Here is a 19146-nt window from a genome sequence, read left to right as displayed (position 1 = left end):
GTCACCATAGGGCTAGATTACTTTATCAACCATATCTATAAATGATCGTGAATAATTTATTTATGCCGTTTGCTGTTTTCTGGATAATTTAATGCTGTCATACATAATCAAACGAATTTTAGGAATGATTCCTACACTTTTTATTATCTGTGTAGTGGTCTTTTTATTTGTCCATATCTTACCCGGTGATCCTGCTGTGCTTGCTGCTGGCCCTGAAGCTGATGCTGAGACTGTAGAGCTGGTTCGTAAGAGTTTAGGATTGCATCTACCTTTGCATGAGCAATTTATTCATTACATGGGGAATCTATTTCATGGTGATTTGGGCACATCTCTACGGTCAAAGCGTCCTGTATTAACTGAGATTGCTACTCGCTTTAACCCAACCATGATGTTAACAATTACTAGCATGATTTGGTCAGTTATTTTTGGTTTAACGATTGGTGTAGTTTCTGCTGTATGGCGTAATCGTTGGCCAGATCGCTTGTTTATGACACTAGCCGTCTCAGGTATTTCTTTTCCTGCCTTTGCTTTAGGTATGGTATTAATTCAATATTTTTCGGTGAGTTTAGGCTGGCTACCCTCTGTTGGGGCCAGTTCATGGAAACATTATATTCTTCCTTCAATTACGTTAGGGGCTGGTGTTGCTGCTGTCATGGCTCGTTTTACACGCGCATCTTTTGTTGAAGTGATTAATGAAGATTTTGTAAGAACTGCTCGTGCAAAAGGGCTCTCTGAACCTGTGGTAATTATTAAGCATAGTTTGCGTAATGCACTAATTCCCGTTGTGACTATGATGGGACTACAGTTTGGTTTTCTATTAGGCGGCTCTATTGTAGTAGAGACCGTCTTTGGGTGGCCTGGTATGGGGAGTTTATTGGTAGATGCAGTGTCTGCTCGTGACTATCCTGTTATCCAAGGATTAGTTTTACTTTTTTCTGTCGAATTTATTCTGATTAATTTAATCGTCGATGTTCTCTACGGTGTAATTAATCCAACCATCCGTTATAAATAAATGAGCTGTATCATGACACAAAAAAATTCTTCTACAAAAGATCATATCCGTACACCAACCTCAGAGTTTATTCGGAAATTTAAAAAACAAAAATTGGCTATGCTAGCTGGACTATTTGTTTTGCTATTAGTCATTATTGCTATTGCTGCTCCATGGATTGTTCCTTTTGATCCTGAAAACTATTTCGATTATGATAAGCTCAACTCCCCTCCAACTTGGGAACACTGGATGGGTGTCGATTCTCTTGGCCGTGATATTCTAAGTCGAATTATTATGGGCACTCGAATTTCGCTTGCTGCTGGCTTTATTTCAGTCGCTTTAGGTGCAATTATCGGCACTATTCTCGGACTCCTTGCTGGTTATTATGAAGGTTGGATAGATCGTGTTGTTATGCGTATTTCTGATGTATTACTTGCCTTTCCGGGTATTTTATTGGCTATTGGTGTTATTGCCGTACTTGGTGCTAGCATTATTAATGTCATTATTGCTGTAGCTGTATTTAGTATCCCAGCATTTGCACGTTTAGTACGTGGCAATACTCTTGCCCTCAAAAATATGACCTATGTTGAAGCGGCTCGTAGTATCGGTGCATCAGATTTTTCAATTATATTGAAACATATTTTGCCTGGCACAATTTCACCTATTGTTGTCTATGGGACAATGCGAATTGGTACTTCTATTATTACAGCGGCTTCTTTATCTTTCATTGGTTTAGGTGCTCAGCCACCTACCCCCGAATGGGGAGCAATGTTAAATGAGGCTCGTGCGGATATGGTATTAGCACCTCATGTAGCACTCTTTCCTTCTTTAGCCATTTTCTTGACTGTTTTAGCCTTTAATTTATTAGGTGACGGTCTACGTGACGCCTTAGATCCCAAATTAAAACAATAAATTCTTATGATGAACGTTTTTAATTCAACCATTAACGAATCCACACCACCAACCATTGGTATTCTGCCAAGTGGACCGAATAACCAAATTACTGATATTGCGGGTGTGAGCGTTGGACAGGTAACTTTACAAGAAGGTTCTATCCAAACTGGGGTTACCGTCATTACACCTCATGCAGGTGATATTTTTACTGAAAAGGTAGCCGCGGGAGTTTCTATCATCAATGGTTTTGGTAAAAGCATTGGACTTATTCAACTAGAAGAATTAGGTGTTATCGAAACACCTATTGCACTCACCAATACTTTTGCAGTCCCCATTATTGCACAAGCTCAAATTAAACAAGCTATCCAACAGCACCCTCAAATTGGGCGTGAATGGGCAACCGTTAATCCTTTGGTATTAGAATGCAATGACGGTTATTTAAACGACTTGCATGCTTTTGCTATTGAAGAAAAGCATTACCACCAAGCTCACGCACTACAATCCAACCATGTTCAACAAGGCTCAGTTGGTGCAGGCAGAGGTATGCGCAGTTTTGGTTTAAAGGGGGGTATTGGGACAGCATCCCGTTATAGTCATCCTGATGATAAAGAAAGTCGCTATCTAGTGGGTGCCCTTGTCTTATCTAATTTCGGTAGTTTGCCTTATCTTCAAATAGGTGACTCGCCACTTGGTAAAATTATTACTCAATTAGAAAAACAACAAGAAGTTTCTGTAGACAAAGGATCTATTATTATTGTTTTAGCTACAGATGCCCCTCTAGATGCTAGACAACTTAAACGTCTTAGTTTACGTGCAGGCGCAGGCTTGGCTCGCACAGGCTCAAATTATGGTCATGGAAGTGGCGATATTGCTATTGCCTTTTCTACTACTCAGCGTATCAGCCAACATAAAGATACAATATTAAGTAATCCTAATACCGTACATGAAACCGTATTAAATGATTTATTTAATGCAGCGGCAGAAGCCACTGAACAAGCCATTATTAATGCACTTTGGTATGCGACAGATGTGACTGGTCGCGATAATCAAACAATCCAAAGTTTATTAACTAAACTTAAATCACTTAATTTAATGTAAAGAGAACATCATGAAAATCCTAATTTCAACCGATATTGAAGGCGTAGCAGGTGTAGTTGATCCCCAACAAGTTCGTGCGGGTAATCCTGAATATGAAAGAGCTCGTCTATGGATGACAAAAGAAGCAAATGCGGCTATTTTGGGCGCTTTTGAGGCTGGTGCTGAAAAGGTCTTTGTCAATGACTCACATGCTGGATTTAGAAATATTATTGTTTCCGAATTAGATCCACGTGCTATTTTGATTACAGGCAAACCTAGACTATATAGCATGATGTCAGGGATAGAGTTTAATGTTGACGGCGTAGCGCTTGTCGGTCATCACTCTCAAGCTCAAGGTCGGGGGGTACTCGCGCATACAATTAATAGCTTTGCTTTTGCCAAAATAAGTATCAACGGACAATCCTTAGGTGAGCCCGGTCTATATGGTTTATTAGCAGCAGAAAAAGGAATTCCATTAATTTTTGGTAGTGGTGACCAATACCTAGCTGAAGAAAATAAAGCTCATTTTCCTGAGGCTATTTGGGTAGAAACTAAATGGGCGATGGGTCATACATGTGCGGCGAGTAAAACCATTGAAGCTTCTTGTGAAGATATTCGCAAAGGCATGAAAGAAGCGGTTAGTCGTTTACAGCAAAATAAGTCTTCTTTATTTTCACTCAAAAAACCTTATGTATGTACACTACAAACTACGACCCCAGGTCTAGCTGATTTATTCTGCATGCTACCTAATACCAATCGAGTAGATGGCGTCACTATTACGTTTGAGCAGCCCTCTATTGAATACATCGTTAGAACTCTCAATGTATTTTCATCTATGTCAGCCTCTTTACGCTAAGATTTCCCTAGGTAGAACTTGATTATGACAAAAGCTGTTATTGCTATCCATGGTGGTGCAGGCGCCATTTCTAAAGCCGTCATTACACCCGAAGAAGAAAAACGCTATAAAGACGCACTAACTGAAATTACCGTAGCAGGTGCAGATATACTGAACAAAGGTGGTACAGCACTAGATGCTGTCACGTTAGCCGTGCAAATGTTAGAAGACAATCCTCTTTTTAATGCGGGAAAAGGTGCTGTTTTTACTAGCCAAGCAACCCATGAATTAGATGCCTCCATTATGGATGGTTCAACCTTAAAATGTGGCTCAATTGCTGGTGTTAAACATATCAAAAATCCAATTAAGGCTGCACGTGCCGTGATGGAGAAAAGTAAGCACGTATTCTTTATTGGAGAAGGAGCTGAAGCCTTTGCTAAACTTAATCAGATTGAAATGGTAGATGCCGATTATTTTAGTACTGACTTCAGGCGCGAACAGTTAAATCGTGTTCTCGCTCAACAAAGTGATTCTGTCTTATTAGATCACGATGCTCAAGCATTAGCTCAGCGACCATTAGATGAAAGCAAAAAGATGGGAACTGTGGGGGCTGTAGCTATCGATATGCATGGAAATTTAGCGGCGGCAACATCAACTGGTGGCATGACTAACAAAACAGTTGGGCGCGTCGGTGATTCACCTATTATTGGTGCTGGTTGCTATGCTAATAATAAAACATGTGCTATTTCTAGTACGGGTCATGGTGAAATGTTTATCCGTGCCGTCGTTGCTTATGATGTCTCGGCACTCATGGAATATGCAGGGCTTTCATTGCAACAAGCTTGTGATAAAGTCGTTTTTGAAAAGCTTCCTGCACTTAATGGCTCCGGTGGCATTATTGCTGTGGATAAAGAGGGTAATGTATATCTCCCCTTTAATTCAGAAGGAATGTATCGTGGTTATGCTTATGCAGGTGAAGTACCTGTTGTGAATATCTATAAGGACTAATTATCCCCCCTTGTTCTCTTTGGTTTCTACTACTTTTTGTTGTTAGATCCCAAAGTAACGAAATAAAGAGCTGGATTTTTTACCTAATTGTCTAACTATCAAAAAACTCAGGCTAGCTTTAAAAATAAAGCTAGCCTTTTATTTATGTTCTATTCAGTCTTAACCAACATAACGAGATGGTTAAACAAAATTAACTTTGAACACCCGAACCTGGCATATGCAATCTCTCGCCAGTTCTAATTTCTCTACCACCAAGATTGTTTAAGGCACGAATATTATCCACAGTTGTGCCATAACGTTTCGCTAAAGAGTATAAGGTATCTCCCGCCATCACAGTATGAATAGTCGGGCCATTTGAAGTTCTTTGCGTATACATCGGTGCACTAACCGTTCTAGCACCTACCGAAGAATTATCTGTACTATATGTTGCTGTTTGAGGTCTTGCTAATGCAGCAACATTAGTCCCAGAAGTAGAGCGAGGGGCTGGTGTAGCAGTTGGAACAGTCTGTACAGCCACAGTTGTTGGTGCTGGGTTAGCCGCAACTAAACCACCAATTAAGTCTTCAGACGCTCTCACGGTTTCTAAACCTGCATTACCAGAATTGTCAGCTACCAAACCAGTTGTTCCAGATTCAGTATTAGCAGAAGATGCCATCACTTGCTTTAATATATCATCATTAGCAGTAGCTGGGCTAGGTGTATTCTGCGCCACTGCAGGTGCTGATGTTGTCGTTGCTGATGCCAACCGTACTTGAGGACTTGTGCCTGCTAAACGTACCGCTGGTGTCGTTTGAGCAGGAATATTTGATACTGTCCCTGTCGATACTGAGCGAGGTTGTGTACTTGCTAACAACGTGCTATTAGATGCTATTGGATTGGTAATATCTCTCGTATCAATACCAGCCGCAGAAGAATCTGTCGATAGCCCGGGACTTCTAGGCACAATTAATGTTCTAGAAGAAACAGCAACATTTTGATAACGTCCGTAGCCATTCATAGCTTTTAGAGACTCTACTGAAATACCATATCGTTGCGCAATTGATGCTAGAGATTCTCCTGGTGTTGGCGTATATCCTCGCCAAGCAGATAACTCCCCTTTATAAGAGCTTAAGTTCTTTTTGAATTGCTCCGCATTCTTTTGTGGCAATAAAATCTTGCTACCATGCTGTGCCAATAGTACTTTTTGCTTATTTGCTGGATTTAATAAACGGAATTCTTCATCTGAAATACCCGCCAAACGAGTAACCGTTGATACATCCATATCCTTATCTTTTGATACTTCAACAAAATAGGGTTGATCTGGAATATTTGGTAATTTCACACCATATTTGCTCGGATTAGCCACAATACGTTTAATCGCCAATAGCTTGGGAACATAATTACGTGTTTCGGCAGGTAACCTAAGAGACAAAAAATCAGTGCCTAAACCAGCAGCAGCGTTACGCTCTCGTAAGCGGCGAATAGCGCCCTCACCTCGGTTATAAGAAGCTAAAGCCAAGTGCCAGTCATTCCCTTGGAACTGATACAAATATGACAGATAATCCAAGGCGGCACGTGTAGAATGGATCGTATCTCGACGCTGATCTTTCCACCAATCTTGCTCTAAATTGTAATGTGTGCCTGTGCTAGGGATAAATTGCCATAACCCTGCTGCTTTTGAGCGTGATAAAGCATCGGCATTGTAAGCACTTTCTACAAACGGCAACAAAGCGAGCTCAGAAGGCAAGTGACGCTTCTCTAACTCTTTCGCAATGTAATAAATATAACGACTAGAGCGACTAGCCATCACCTCTAATGATTTAGGGCGAGAAGCATAGTAATTTGTCCAATAATCGACTTTGGGATCCTGATCCAAATCAGGCATTCCAAAACCTTTTCTCACTCTTTCCCAGACATTTTTCTGCTGCTTACTCAGTTCAGCAGATGAATATGAACCATATTTTCCAGACGAAGCACATCCTGTCAATACAACAGATATTGCAACCACAGCATAGCCTAAAACTTTTTTCATTTATCGCCTAAAAAGTGTTTTTCCATTCGCGTAATACGGTAAATACGTCAGATGGTGTTGTTAACCTATGTCCAACATGTCGCTCTGCAGCATGCCAAACACCTTTCTGATCAACCCTTAAAAAAGGGTTCATCTTTAATTCTTGCTCGAATAACGTTGGTATAGTGGGTATACCTTGCTCACGTAACTGCATGGCCTGTTGCTGCCAGCTCCGTAGAGTTGGATTATCTGGCTCAACGGTCAACGCCCATTTAATATTCGATAATGTATACTCATGAGCACAATAAACTAGAACATTTTCGCCTATTTTCTTAAATTTATCAAGACTTTGGAGCATGTTTTTAGAATCGCCCTCAAATAAACGTCCTGAGCCACAAGAAAACAAAGTATCCCCACAGAACAACGCATATTCTCCTGCCTTAACTTGTCCCACGTAGGCAATATGATCCATCGTATGACCTGGAACCTCTAAAACATTGAGAGACCAGTTAAGTTCTGGCATATTTACCACATCATTCTCTCCGACATACGTATCGATCCCCTCAATTTGCCCCATAGGTCCAAACACTTTGGCACCAAATTCATGAGCTAAATCAAGAACACCCCCAGTATGGTCGGCATGATGATGTGTAACTAAAATATATCTCAATTCTAACTTGTTTTGATGTAAATAATCACTGACTGGACTTTTTTCTCCAGGATCTACGACGCACGCATAACGCCCATTGTGAATTATCCATATATAATTATCAGTGAAAGCAGCAATTGCATTTATGTGTAATGTACTCATGGTGATTATCTAGTGGATAAACTACTTATAAAACAATTAGATACATGGTTTGGCTCAGAATTAGGTCAAAATATTTTACTATCAGAACGTCAAAAAATTGATGATATTATTAGCAATTTCTTTGGCTATGTTGCCATTCAAATTGGTATGCCTGATATCAATTATTTAGAAAAAAATCGAATGAGACAAAAGATTATTTTACCAAGTTTTGAGAGTAACAATAACTCTTTGTCATCAATTAAAACATCGGGAAATGAAACACTTTCTTTAGAGTTTGCTAGCAACTCTGTTGACCTTGTGCTTCTCCCCCATACCTTAGAGGTCAGCAAACACCCAAAAAAAATTATTGAAGAAATTTATCAAGTTCTAGTCCCTAACGGCCAGTTAATTATCATTGGCTTCAATCCAAATCATATATGGAACCTTAGAAAGCTCTATCGCTCAGCTTTCTCCAATCCCATTCCTTATAAACGACAGCTTTCTCATCGGCGTGTGCGTGATTGGTGCAGATACTATTCATTTAATATTCTTCCAACAGCACAACCGACTCGTCACTCTTCTAACAGAAAGAAAATTAATTATTGGCAGTTTGTTAAAATGAACCCTTGGATGGCAAAAGACGGTGCCTTTTATATTATCGTGGCACAGAAAAAAACATTAGGGATGCACCTTGTTGGTCCAGCGCTTTCTCAACCTAAAAAAACAAGACATGGTGCTATTGTAACAACCAAAGAGATAAATACTTAATGAACGATTATATTGATATTTGGACAGATGGTGCGTGCAAAGGCAATCCGGGAAAAGGCGGATGGGGCGCTGTTTTACAATATAAACAGCATCGTAAAGAGCTTTATGGCGGTGAAGAAAACACCACAAATAATCGTATGGAAATGCAAGCTGTTATTGAAGCTTTGCAGTCCTTAAAAAAACCACATAGTAAAGTACGGCTGCACATTGATTCGCAATATGTTAAAAACGGCATCACTCAATGGATGCCTAACTGGATTGCTCGTGGATGGAAAACAGCTGACAAAAAACCTGTCAAGAATCAAGACCTATGGCTACAGTTAAACGCACTATGCCAATTGCATGAGATTGATTGGATTTGGGTAAAAGGTCATGCTGGAAACCCAGGCAACGAAAAAGCAGATGAGTTAGCCAATCTAGGTGTTGCACAGCTTACATCATCTACTTGAACGACTTCTTGTTTTACGTTTATTTTTTCTCTAAACAACCTGCTTTCTTAGCATGCTCTCTTGCCGCTTCTGCTGATTTATCACGTTGATACTGAGCAAGAAAATTATCCCCTGGATTCCGTTGCTGTACTGCAGGTGCTTGAATCACTCGACCCATTATTTGTGAGCATTCTGCTGTTTTATTGTCATCTACGGGACCACTAGAACAAGCACTTAAAAATAATCCCATACTTGCTATTAACACTAGCGTTTTTTTCATTCGTCACTCCAACTTAACTATCTCGGTCTAGAGATTTCATTGTAGCCTTTTTATGGAGATATCGCTATGAACTAGACCTAGATTGAACAAGGAAGCTTCTCTTAACTACTTACCATCTAATGTTAAAATACCCCTTAATCTGATTAAGAATGAGCTAAAACGATTTTATTCAAAGGACATAAATATGAGCAACGTTACTATCTACCACAATCCACGTTGTAGTACCTCACGCAACACGCTAGCATTGATAGAAGAAAAAGGGATTACGCCGACTATTGTTGAATACTTAAAGCACCCTTTAACAAAAGTACAAATTCAAGATATTTTAAAACGCTCAGGTTTAACGGCTAAGGAATTAATTCGTCAAAAAGAGGCTCTTTTTACCGAGCTCAATCTCGACAAAGAGGGTGCAACTGAAGAACAATTAATTGATGCGATGGTTGCTCATCCTGTACTAGTAAACCGCCCCATTGTCATAACTCCGAAAGGTGTGCGTCTATGTCGCCCCATTGAAGTCGTCAATGAAATTCTATAAAAGACATTATCGCTATGCCTTTTTAAGGATTTAGACACTAGGGTCTTTAAAATACCACTGCCCACTAATTTTTAAAAATACAGAGTATTCATGATGGACTTTATCTACCCCATTCTCTGTATAGTAGGCATTGAATTCTACTTTCGCTTGATGTGAACCGGGTATATTTTTTACTTGTAATACATCAAGCCCTTTCCACGCTACCTGATGACTCCATTGTTCAATCGCTACACGATCTAATAATGCTTGTTGTGCCGGCACGGTTGTCTTGACAATATAATCAACTAACCCTAGAACATAGGCACTATAGCGAGATCTCATCAATAGTTCTGGTTTTTTGGGGTACGCTATCTGTAAATGATAAGGTTGGCAACATTCTTCATATAATTTACCTGATTGACAATAGCATTTCTTCATTCTTCTCACCCATATACGCTGTAATGATATTATTGCTGAACTGCTACAAAACCACTACAATTTTAGGGTTTACCCTAATAATCAACAATGAACAAGAGAGACAATATGACACAAGACTGGAATCCTAGAGCGGCTGAAGTACAAAACAATCAATTACTAGCCTATGATAAGATGCGCCATACCTGTCCCGTCGCTTACGATGAACAGCTTGGTTATAGTATCTTTAAGCATGCTGATGTAATGGGAATATTAAACAATCCAGATATCTACTCCAACCATGTTTCGACTCGTCATATTGCCGTTCCAAATGGAATGGATGGTCCTCTACACATGGCATTTAGACGTATTAATGATAAATACTTTACACCAGCCAGAATGGCGCACTTTGAGCCTATGTGTAGAAAAGTGATTCGTGACCTTATTCAAACTCTGCCCCGCGATGAACCTATTGAAATCATGGGATCATTTGCGAAATACTATGCCATTCGAATCCAAAATGCTTTCATGGGATGGCCGTCTTCTCTTGAAACCCCTCTGCTCGAATGGATAGAAAAAAATCGACGAGCAACACTTAAGCAAGATAGAGAAGAAATCACCAAAATTGCCATCGAATTTGATCACTATATTCACCAACTACTCAATGAACGCCGTCAAGCGGGCATATCACCAACACAAGATATTACGACAGAATTAATGCATGATCTTGTTGACTTACCTGAACAACATATTCATCGCGTCATGACAGAAGAGGAGTTGATTTCTCTACTTCGCAACTGGACGGTAGGTGAACTATCTACTATTTCTGCATCAGCAGGTATATTACTTAAATTTATTGCTGAACATCAGGACGAGCAACATCGACTACGTCAGCACTTCGACGAAATACCAGCAGCTATTGAGGAAATTATGCGTCTAGAAGATCCTCTTGTGAGTAATCGTCGACGCACAAAATGTCCCGTTCATTTGGGAGGAAAAGATATTCCGGAAAATGCTAGGCTTACCATTAATTGGGTCAGCGCAAATCGGGATGAAAGCGCGTTTGAAAATGCTCTCACTTATAATCCTCACCGTGATCAAACTAACAATCTTGTTTATGGTGCAGGCATACATAATTGCCCTGGAGCACCACTTGCAAGACTAGAGCTACGGCTTTTATTAGAAGAGTTTTTGACTCATACACAACACATTCAACTACTAGCACCACATGAAATAGAGAATGCTATCTATCCTGTTGCAGGATATGCTAAAGTACAGCTTATTATTCGTTCCTAATAAGGAAATTTCATGCAAGCTCAAGCTATTCTAGACTTCTGGTTTAAAGAAACAGGTGCAGACCAATGGTTCACCCTTAACGAGTCTTTTGATAATGATATTCGCGCCCGTTTCCATGAAACTTGGGTTGCCGCTACTCAAGATAAATTGCTTGATTGGCGTAAAGATATTTTTGGTCGTTTAGCAGAAATCATTGTTTTGGATCAATTCTCTCGCAATATGTTTAGAGATAGTGCAGAGGCTTATGCACATGATGCAAAAGCATTAGCCCTATCTCATGAAGCATTATATGCACCAGATTTTTTCTCGCTTTCACGCCAAGAGGCTGACTTTTTATTAATGCCTTTTATGCATTCAGAGGATTTACTCACACAGCACCAATCGCTAATTTTATTCAAAAATTATGGTACGGAAGAAGCCTTCAAATTCGCTGAAATGCATAAAGATATTATTGAGAAATTTGGACGTTTTCCTCATCGCAATCGTATTTTAGGAAGAGAATCCACAGAGGAAGAATTGCAATTTTTGCAAACACCTAATAATCAATTCTAACGACAAACTCCTCGCTTACGGATTAAAAAACATAGCGATTGATAATCTGCGCCCCAAGAGTTAGACTACATTTCTAACCTACTAAGGTGCAGATTATTTTGACGGCTATCTTATTCAGTAAACTTATAAAACTTTACTGTACACGAGTCCAAACTTGCGTGCGTCCAAGTAGAGAAATACCCAAAAAGCCTCTTAATTTAAACTTCTGCCCATTCTCAATTAATTCAGCTTTTAAGTTATATGTTTTGCCATTACTAGGATCAAGAATCGCCCCATCCTCCCATTTATTATTTTCTTGAGCCTTTTTAAGCCCCCACATAATGGACATTCCCTCAATCGGCTTATCTTTTTTATCACCCTCACATTTCACACATAAAGCGCCCGGTTTTTGCTGAAGTTTAAGAATACGGCCTCGCAAATTACCATTAGGATCTTGACTAATTTGTACTAATGCTTTTTTCTGTCCTTCCTCATCCACAGTTTGCCATGTACCTATTGGTGAGTCTCCTACTTGCGCAAAACTGATTGACGACATGAGTGTTAAAAAAATAACGCCTAGTAATTTGTTCATATTGTCTCCTAAGAATGAATACTATTAATGTGAAATTGTGTTAGAAAAAACATTAATAATAATCACACCCACCACAATCATCCCTAAACCGACTATGGCTGGTAAATCTAATGTCTGCTTATAAAAAAAATAACCTATTAAAGCCAATACCACTATCCCAACACCAGACCAAATAGCATAAGCAATCCCTAATGGAATTTGTTTAATAGCTAGTGATAACATATAAAAAGTAATGATATAACCAACTACACTAGTCATGCTAGGAAGTAATTTACTAAAGCCATTTGAGGCCTGTAGCGCAGAAGTGGCAATGATTTCAGCTAGAATAGCAATAATAAGAAATATCCAATGCATTTAACACTCTTTTAACAACATAATATGATGAGAACCCGTTTCTTTTCTGCAAGCCATTTATCCGCCGCCATCGCCGCCATGCTAGTCTCCTATGGCTCTGCAGCCGTCATTATCTATCAAGCCGCGTTAACCTTTGGAAGCACACCAGAACAAATTAACTCATGGTTTACATCTTTAGGGATAGGGTGTGGTATTTTAACATTTTACTTATCACTACGATATAAAGCCCCTATTATGATGGCTTGGTGCACCCCTGGTGCTGCCTTAATGATAGGTATGCAACATATTCCTCTCAGCGATGCTATTGGTGCCTTCTTATTTGCAGGCATTATTATGCTTATAGTATCTTTCACCGGCTTATTTAATCGCCTCGTAAACCTTATTCCTAAAACCTTAGCCTGTGCAATGTTAGCTGGCATTCTAATTAATTTTGGCTCTAAAACATTCGTCGCGATGCAAAGTCAAACCCTACTTGTTGGATTGATGCTTTTAACCTATTTACTCAGTAAGATTCGCTTTAAACGTTATAGTCTATTATTTATGCTAATTGTAGGTTTTATCACGGCTTATTTCGAAGGTTTATTTCATATCGAAGAGATCAAATGGAGTAACCCTCAGCTAGTATGGTTATCTCCCTCGTTTGATATTCAAGCCATGATTAGTGTTGGCATTCCCCTATTTATTACCTCATTGGTCACTCAAAATATGCCTGCTATTACCATTTTACGAATGCATGGCTACACCGATGTACCAGAACAAAAAGTCATTACTAGCTCTGCTATTGCCACTTTATTGCTAGCCCCCTTTGGTGCATTCAAAATTAATTTAGCTGCTATTAGCTCAGCTATCACTATGGGGGCAGATGTTGACCCTGATCCAAAGCAACGGTATAAAGCCAATCTATGTCTAGCCTTTCTCTATCTACTTGCTGGCATGATGGGGGGTGTCATAGTATCACTATTTAATGCCTTACCGAATGAATTATTAATGGCATTAGCAGGAATTGCTATATTTGGTACATTACTCAGTAATCTCATAGAGTCTTGGAAAGATGAACCGACTCGTGAAGCGTCGCTTATTACCTTATTAACAAGTGCCTCTGGTATGACATTATTAGGTATTGGCAGTGCTTTCTGGGGACTTATTTTTGGTCTCTTTACTTATCATCTCTGTTATTACATCGAGCGCCAAAAAGTGGCCTAGTCTTAGAGATAAAAAAGGATGGTATATAACCATCCTTTTTGCTTATGAACAATGTTCTATTTTGTTAATCGTTATTCTTAGCCTAAGAACACTTTAAAGCGTGCATCATCATCCATATATGTTTTGGCTTGTGCTGGCGCTTCAATGCTACCAAAAGGCATTTGGCTTCTAAGTTTCCAAGAGGCAGGAATTCCCCACGTACTAGCGACCGCTTGGTCAATCAAAGGATTATAGTGTTGAACTGTTGCACCAATCTCTTTTTCAGCTAAGGCTAACCATACGGCATATTGAGCCATACCACTAGCTTGCTCAGACCAAACAGGGAAATTATCTGCATATGTAGGGAACTTCTCTTGTAAGCCCTTGACTACGTCCTGATCTTCAAAGAACAACACAGTACCAAAACCCGCTTTAAATGACCCATTCACTTTCTGCTCTGTAGCAGCAAAAGCATCGGCAGGTACAATCTTACGAAGTTCATCTAAAGCAATATTCCATAATTTTTCATGGTCATCACCAAATAAGACAACTACTCGTGAAGATTGTGAGTTAAATGAGGAAGGTGATTCACGCACAACATTTTTAACTAATTCCACAATTTCTTGCTTATTTACGGCGACATTTTTACCAATCACGTAGATTGAACGGCGTTTTTTTTGTAGCTCATTAAAATTTTGACTCATTTTTAAATCCTTTATTCTGACAAAAGTCTATCTATTCATTAATCAACATTATATCTATTCTCTTTGAACAATCAACAAGGAAATATTCAACAAACCATTAACCAATAAGAAACATTCCCTATTAAGAATTCTATTTCATATAGAATTAATCAGTGAAAAATTGTATGTTTTTAGGGATTAAAAATAGTTTTTGTCCCAACACATAATGCCCCTCTTCATCTGGAGACACGATGACTTCATGAAAGTGCGGAGTCAGTAAATCCAATACCGTTAATCGAATTAACGCACCTACATGATGGATATGCTTAATCTCCACTTCTAGCATGGAACCGCCTGAGTTTTCTTTGTTTACCCTCCATTCATGTGGCCGCACATACCCTATTACACTCGTATTCTGAGTTATAGATAGTGGATACTCAAACTTCCCATAACGCCATATCCCTTGTTCAACAATACCAGTAAACTTACTCACTTCACCAATAAACTCTGTCACAAAAGGCGTTTTGGGTTGATGGTAAAGCTCAGCGGCATCGCCTAACTGCTCAATCTGCCCATGATTCATCACCACTATTTGATCCGATATTTCTAAGGCTTCTTCTTGATCATGCGTCACCAATAAACTGGTAATATTTAGTTCATGATGAATATCCCTTAGCCATAGTCTAAGCTCTTTCCTCACCTTAGCATCAAGTGCACCAAAAGGCTCATCTAACAATAAAATACTAGGCTTTACAGCTAAGGAACGTGCCAAGGCAACACGTTGGCGTTGTCCTCCAGATAACTGATGAGGAAAAGCTTTAGCCAAATGGGGCAACTGGATAAGGCGTAATAAATCCATCACACGTTGATGAATTTCGTCTTTGGAAGGTCGAATAGCTTTGGGTAATACGGTTAATCCAAACGCCACATTATCAAAGACTGACATATGCCTAAACAAGGCATAGCTTTGGAACATAAAACCGATTTTTCTATCTTGTACTTTTTTATCGGTGACATCTTTACCGTTAAGAACTACTTGTCCTGAATCAGCAAACTCTAAGCCAGCAATGATGCGTAGAAGAGTGGTTTTACCGCATCCTGACGGTCCTAATAAAGACACTAACGAGCCTGTCTGCACCGTAAGGCTAATATTCTTTAAGGCATGAAAATTGCCAAAGTATTTTTCTATATGATTAACGTGTATGCTCATTCGATTTCTTCTACTCGATGTAAACTTAACCTATTTTTTCGCTCTTGGAGATAGTTCAATAGATGCTGCAAAATTAATGTCAATAAAGCTAAAAAGGCTAATAAACTAGCAGCAGCAAATGCCCCCACAAAGTTATATTCGTTATAAAGTATTTCTACTTGCAATGGGACGGTATTAGTTAAGCCACGAATATGACCAGAAACAATGCTAACCGCACCAAACTCACCCATTGCTCTTGCATTAGTCAAAATTAATCCATATAACAATGCCCATTTAATGTTTGGTAAGGTAATTCGCCAAAATAGTTGCCACGCCGAAGCACCTAGAATGAGTGCGGCTTGTTCTTCCTGATCACCTTGACTTTGCATCAATGGAATAATTTCTCTTGCTACAAATGGAAAGGTCACAAACAAGGTTGCCAACACAATTCCAGGCACCGCAAAAATTACCTGCATACCATGTGCTTCTAACCAACCTCCCATCACACTATTTGCACCAAATAACAATACAAACATCAAACCAGCCACAACTGGTGAAACAGCAAATGGCAAATCTAATAAGGTGGTAAATAATTGCTTGCCTCTAAAGTCATAGCGTGTAATTAACCATGCCATAGCGATACCAATTACCGCATTAAGAGGGACAACTATAGCGGCGGTCAATAAGGTTAATTTAATGGCAGCTAAAGCATCTGGCTCAGTCAACGCAGTAATATATAAAGCCCAACCTGAACGAAAAGCCTCAGCAAAAATGGAAATAAGTGGCACAATCAACATAAGTGTTAAAAATACCAACACTACACTAATCAAGATATATCTGATCCAGATGGGTTCTTGATTACTGATACTGCTCTTATGACTACTCATACTTTTGCTCCTAATCGTCGGCTAAAAAACCATTGCGCCACATTAAAAACAAATAAAATAACAAATGAAATGAGTAACATAAATAAGGCTACGGCGGAAGCCCCTTGAGTATCAAACATTTCTAACTTAGCCGTAATAATAACTGGAAGAATTTCTGAGACGTTTGGTATATTACCAGCAATAAAAATTACCGAACCATACTCTCCCGTCGCACGAGCAAATGCCATACCTGCCCCCATAATTAAGGCAGGTAATAACTCAGGCAAAATGATTCGATAAAAAATTGTCCATGAATTAGCACCTAATGTAGCACCCGCCTCTTCCAACTCCACAGACAAATCCTCTAACACAGGTTGGACAGTACGGACAATAAAAGGCAAGCTCACTACCACTAAAGCAATCCATATGCCTATTGGCGTAAACGCTATTTTAAAATTAAACCATTGTCCTATCCAACCGTTTGGTGAATACAAGGTAGCTAATGCAATACCAGTCACTGCTGTGGGCAATGCAAACGGTAAGTCTACAATCGCATTGATTAAACTCTTGAAAGGAAAATGGTAGCGTACAATTACCCATGCAATCATTGTGCCAAAAATGCAATTGGTCAGAACAGCAAACAGCGACATTTTTAAGGTTAAACTAATGGCTGAAATAACTTGTTCTTGTAAGATGGTCTGCCAAAACTTATCCCACCCAATGCCAACGGTACTATAAACCAACATGGCAAATGGGAGAAATACCAATAGAGATAAGCTTAAAAGGCTAATGCCAAAGCTCAAACCGAACCCTGGCAAAATTGTTTTAGATCTTAAAAACACTGTTTTATCTTTTTATACTTAAGGTTTTTGAATTTGGTCAAATACACCACCATCTGCAAAATAAGTTTTCATGATCTCTGGCCAAGTGCCAAACACATCATTTGCTCTAAACGTGTCTATATGAGGGAAACGATCTTTATACTTCGCAAGGATAGTAGGATTACTTGGACGTAAATATAATGTGGCAGCTAACTCTTGTGCTGGCTCACTCCAAAGATACGCTAAATAGTCTTTGGCAACTTCAGCTGATCCTTTTTTAGCGACAACAGTATCAACAATCGCCACCGGATTTTCAGCTTTAATCGAGTATTTTGGATAAACCAATTCAAACTCATCTTTACCAAATTCACGTGCGGCCATATTTGCTTCGTTTTCAAACGTAATTAAAGCATCACCAATTTGACGTTTCACAAACGTTGTTGTTGCTGCACGCCCACCATTATCTAGGACAGGGACATTCTTAAATAAGCCTTTGACTAAAGCTTTGGCTTTTTCATGGTCATTATTATTGGCTTTGAGTGCTGCACCATACGCAGCCAAAAAGGTATAACGCCCATTTCCTGTTGTTTTAGGATTAGCAATAACAACTTGGATACCCTCTTTTGTTAAGTCTTCCCAATCTTTAATATGCTTTGGATTACCTTTACGTACCAAAAATACTGTTGTGCTTGTAAATGGCACGGCATGATCAGGAAACTCTTTATCCCAACCTGCTTGAATAAGACCTTTACTCTCCAAGAGTTCTACGTCAGAACTCTGATTCATCGTAACCACATCCGCCTGTAAACCATTAGCAACACTAAGTGCTTGTTTGCTAGAGCCACCATGCGATTGTTGGATTTTTAGTGTTGCACCTTGATGTGTTTGTTCATAATGTTTTAAGAATAAAGGATTGTATTCTTTATAAAAATCACGCATCACATCATAGGAGACATTTAAAAACTCTTTATTGTCTTGTGCAGTAGCAAATGATGTTGATACAGCGATACTTAGAATCGCTACAGATAATTTTGTGATAAGTTTCATTTGTGATGATTCCCAAAATGTTCGTGATACGTTACTATACAAAGAATTTTGGTTTTTCCGAACGAATGTTTTTTTCTATCTATATTCCATTTTTTTATAAGTAAAAGGTTTTTATCTAGATTTTTAGTAATAAAGTTTACATTATCTTGTGTCATATCTATTAGCCTTTGCTATCCATACCCCTCAGCCTGCGTGGGTAGAGCAAGATGCCCAATTTGCTGTAGAAGGTAGTGTTTTTATGGCAGGGGCTATTCAATGGTTACGTGATAATCTAGGCTTTATCCAACATAGCCACGAAGTGGAAGCACTAGCACCTACCGTAACAGATAGCCACTAAGTAAACCGTAAAAATTCATCTAAAATTTAATAGAATAGTCACAATATTCCATTAATATTAATTTTCCACCTATATAATTAATTGGAACTTAGCATGTTAAATTGTACGCTTGATTTAAGCCAACGTAATAAGTTTTCAACGTTGAAGTGTCCGGGAATTGGGGAGTTTGAGGTTTTTTCTGGTGATAAGCAATTTAGGAATAGAATAGAATAGAATGCGCCCATATTCCAAGAGCAACTATTCCACCCGGAACTTATTG

23 protein-coding genes are annotated in these 19146 nt (G+C 39.1%); 12 read left to right on the top strand and 11 right to left on the bottom strand.

What is annotated here, in order from left to right; translation table 11 throughout:
* Positions 1 to 91 precede the first annotated feature (91 nt).
* The 5 genes from gsiC to BQ4443_RS06905 are packed head-to-tail and all read left to right on the top strand — an operon-like array spanning position 92 to position 4805.
* Complete coding sequence (gene gsiC / locus BQ4443_RS06925) at positions 92 to 1012, top strand: glutathione ABC transporter permease GsiC (RefSeq protein ID WP_031274457.1); 921 nt, start codon at positions 92 to 94, stop codon at positions 1010 to 1012.
* A gap of 12 nt (positions 1013 to 1024) precedes the next feature.
* Positions 1025 to 1903 (top strand): glutathione ABC transporter permease GsiD, encoded by an 879-nt coding sequence (gene gsiD / locus BQ4443_RS06920; RefSeq protein ID WP_023950625.1) that lies wholly within the window; start codon positions 1025 to 1027, stop codon positions 1901 to 1903.
* 6 nt (positions 1904 to 1909) lie between these two features.
* Complete coding sequence (locus tag BQ4443_RS06915) at positions 1910 to 2983, top strand: DmpA family aminopeptidase (protein ID WP_071058456.1); 1074 nt, start codon at positions 1910 to 1912, stop codon at positions 2981 to 2983.
* A 10-nt stretch (positions 2984 to 2993) separates the two neighbouring features.
* On the top strand, positions 2994 to 3818 hold the full coding sequence (locus BQ4443_RS06910) for a M55 family metallopeptidase (RefSeq protein WP_023950778.1): 825 nt from the start codon (positions 2994 to 2996) through the stop codon (positions 3816 to 3818).
* A gap of 24 nt (positions 3819 to 3842) precedes the next feature.
* Positions 3843 to 4805, top strand: coding sequence for an isoaspartyl peptidase/L-asparaginase family protein (locus tag BQ4443_RS06905; RefSeq protein WP_023950775.1), 963 nt, complete (start codon positions 3843 to 3845; stop codon positions 4803 to 4805).
* Between the two features lie 190 nt (positions 4806 to 4995).
* Here BQ4443_RS06905 and BQ4443_RS06900 read toward each other — a convergent pair whose 3' ends face one another.
* Together BQ4443_RS06900 and gloB are read right to left on the bottom strand one after the other, a co-directional pair.
* Positions 4996 to 6816, bottom strand: a complete 1821-nt coding sequence (locus BQ4443_RS06900) for a lytic transglycosylase (RefSeq protein ID WP_023950773.1) — start codon at positions 6814 to 6816, stop codon at positions 4996 to 4998.
* 7 nt (positions 6817 to 6823) lie between these two features.
* Positions 6824 to 7606 carry a hydroxyacylglutathione hydrolase gene (gloB, locus tag BQ4443_RS06895; protein ID WP_023950771.1) on the bottom strand — a complete coding sequence of 261 codons (783 nt, stop codon included), beginning with the start codon at positions 7604 to 7606 and terminating at the stop codon, positions 6824 to 6826.
* A 12-nt stretch (positions 7607 to 7618) separates the two neighbouring features.
* Here gloB and BQ4443_RS06890 point away from each other — a divergent pair, with 12 nt between their 5' ends.
* Positions 7619 to 8353: a class I SAM-dependent methyltransferase gene (locus BQ4443_RS06890; RefSeq protein ID WP_023950769.1), complete on the top strand. Its 735-nt coding sequence runs from the start codon at positions 7619 to 7621 to the stop codon at positions 8351 to 8353.
* On the top strand, positions 8353 to 8802 hold the full coding sequence (gene rnhA / locus BQ4443_RS06885; protein ID WP_023950767.1) for a ribonuclease HI: 450 nt from the start codon (positions 8353 to 8355) through the stop codon (positions 8800 to 8802). The genes BQ4443_RS06890 and rnhA overlap by 1 nt, the downstream gene beginning before the upstream one ends.
* Positions 8803 to 8821: 19 nt before the next feature.
* Here rnhA and BQ4443_RS06880 read toward each other — a convergent pair whose 3' ends face one another.
* A complete protein-coding gene (locus BQ4443_RS06880) occupies positions 8822 to 9061 on the bottom strand; it encodes a hypothetical protein (protein ID WP_023950765.1) in 240 nt (79 codons plus the stop codon).
* A gap of 184 nt (positions 9062 to 9245) precedes the next feature.
* Between BQ4443_RS06880 and arsC the strand changes: the two genes are divergently transcribed.
* Positions 9246 to 9596, top strand: coding sequence for an arsenate reductase (glutaredoxin) (gene arsC / locus BQ4443_RS06875; protein WP_023950762.1), 351 nt, complete (start codon positions 9246 to 9248; stop codon positions 9594 to 9596).
* A 30-nt stretch (positions 9597 to 9626) separates the two neighbouring features.
* Here arsC and BQ4443_RS06870 read toward each other — a convergent pair whose 3' ends face one another.
* Positions 9627 to 10013 (bottom strand): YchJ family protein, encoded by a 387-nt coding sequence (locus BQ4443_RS06870; RefSeq protein ID WP_071058455.1) that lies wholly within the window; start codon positions 10011 to 10013, stop codon positions 9627 to 9629.
* An 87-nt stretch (positions 10014 to 10100) separates the two neighbouring features.
* Between BQ4443_RS06870 and BQ4443_RS06865 the strand changes: the two genes are divergently transcribed.
* Both BQ4443_RS06865 and BQ4443_RS06860 read left to right on the top strand, forming a co-directional pair.
* Complete coding sequence (locus tag BQ4443_RS06865) at positions 10101 to 11285, top strand: cytochrome P450 (protein WP_031274904.1); 1185 nt, start codon at positions 10101 to 10103, stop codon at positions 11283 to 11285.
* A 12-nt stretch (positions 11286 to 11297) separates the two neighbouring features.
* Positions 11298 to 11837, top strand: a complete 540-nt coding sequence (locus tag BQ4443_RS06860; RefSeq protein WP_071058454.1) for a DUF924 family protein — start codon at positions 11298 to 11300, stop codon at positions 11835 to 11837.
* Between the two features lie 133 nt (positions 11838 to 11970).
* Here the strand turns inward: BQ4443_RS06860 and BQ4443_RS06855 are convergent, their stop codons facing one another.
* On the bottom strand, positions 11971 to 12408 hold the full coding sequence (locus tag BQ4443_RS06855; RefSeq protein ID WP_023953317.1) for a DUF2147 domain-containing protein: 438 nt from the start codon (positions 12406 to 12408) through the stop codon (positions 11971 to 11973).
* 24 nt (positions 12409 to 12432) lie between these two features.
* Entirely contained in the window at positions 12433 to 12762 is a 330-nt protein-coding gene (locus BQ4443_RS06850) for a DMT family transporter (RefSeq protein ID WP_023953315.1), read from the bottom strand.
* Positions 12763 to 12786: 24 nt separating this feature from the next.
* Between BQ4443_RS06850 and BQ4443_RS06845 the strand changes: the two genes are divergently transcribed.
* Positions 12787 to 13965: a benzoate/H(+) symporter BenE family transporter gene (locus tag BQ4443_RS06845; protein ID WP_023953313.1), complete on the top strand. Its 1179-nt coding sequence runs from the start codon at positions 12787 to 12789 to the stop codon at positions 13963 to 13965.
* A gap of 77 nt (positions 13966 to 14042) precedes the next feature.
* Here BQ4443_RS06845 and BQ4443_RS06840 read toward each other — a convergent pair whose 3' ends face one another.
* The 5 genes from BQ4443_RS06840 to BQ4443_RS06820 all read right to left on the bottom strand — a co-directional run bounded on the left by BQ4443_RS06840 (position 14043) and on the right by BQ4443_RS06820 (position 18550).
* Positions 14043 to 14648, bottom strand: a complete 606-nt coding sequence (locus tag BQ4443_RS06840; protein WP_023953311.1) for a nitroreductase family protein — start codon at positions 14646 to 14648, stop codon at positions 14043 to 14045.
* A 145-nt stretch (positions 14649 to 14793) separates the two neighbouring features.
* The gene (locus BQ4443_RS06835; RefSeq protein WP_023953309.1) at positions 14794 to 15837 is read right to left on the bottom strand and encodes a sulfate/molybdate ABC transporter ATP-binding protein; all 1044 of its coding nucleotides are present in this window, start codon (positions 15835 to 15837) and stop codon (positions 14794 to 14796) included.
* Positions 15834 to 16703, bottom strand: a complete 870-nt coding sequence (gene cysW / locus BQ4443_RS06830) for a sulfate ABC transporter permease subunit CysW (protein WP_071058453.1) — start codon at positions 16701 to 16703, stop codon at positions 15834 to 15836. Before cysW ends, BQ4443_RS06835 begins: the two co-directional genes overlap by 4 nt.
* Complete coding sequence (gene cysT / locus BQ4443_RS06825) at positions 16700 to 17524, bottom strand: sulfate ABC transporter permease subunit CysT (RefSeq protein WP_031274903.1); 825 nt, start codon at positions 17522 to 17524, stop codon at positions 16700 to 16702. Before cysT ends, cysW begins: the two co-directional genes overlap by 4 nt.
* A gap of 18 nt (positions 17525 to 17542) precedes the next feature.
* Entirely contained in the window at positions 17543 to 18550 is a 1008-nt protein-coding gene (locus BQ4443_RS06820) for a sulfate ABC transporter substrate-binding protein (RefSeq protein WP_023953305.1), read from the bottom strand.
* Positions 18551 to 18698: 148 nt separating this feature from the next.
* Between BQ4443_RS06820 and BQ4443_RS12650 the strand changes: the two genes are divergently transcribed.
* Positions 18699 to 18887, top strand: a complete 189-nt coding sequence (locus BQ4443_RS12650; protein WP_023953301.1) for a hypothetical protein — start codon at positions 18699 to 18701, stop codon at positions 18885 to 18887.
* The last annotated feature ends 259 nt before the right edge of the window (positions 18888 to 19146 follow it).

The sequence above is a fragment of the Pelistega sp. MC2 genome, from assembly GCF_900099475.1.
GTDB classification, from domain to species: Bacteria; Pseudomonadota; Gammaproteobacteria; order Burkholderiales; family Burkholderiaceae_B; genus Taylorella; species Taylorella indica.
Note: the sequence above shows the minus strand (reverse complement) of the source record. Positions and strands in the feature narration are given on the sequence as shown.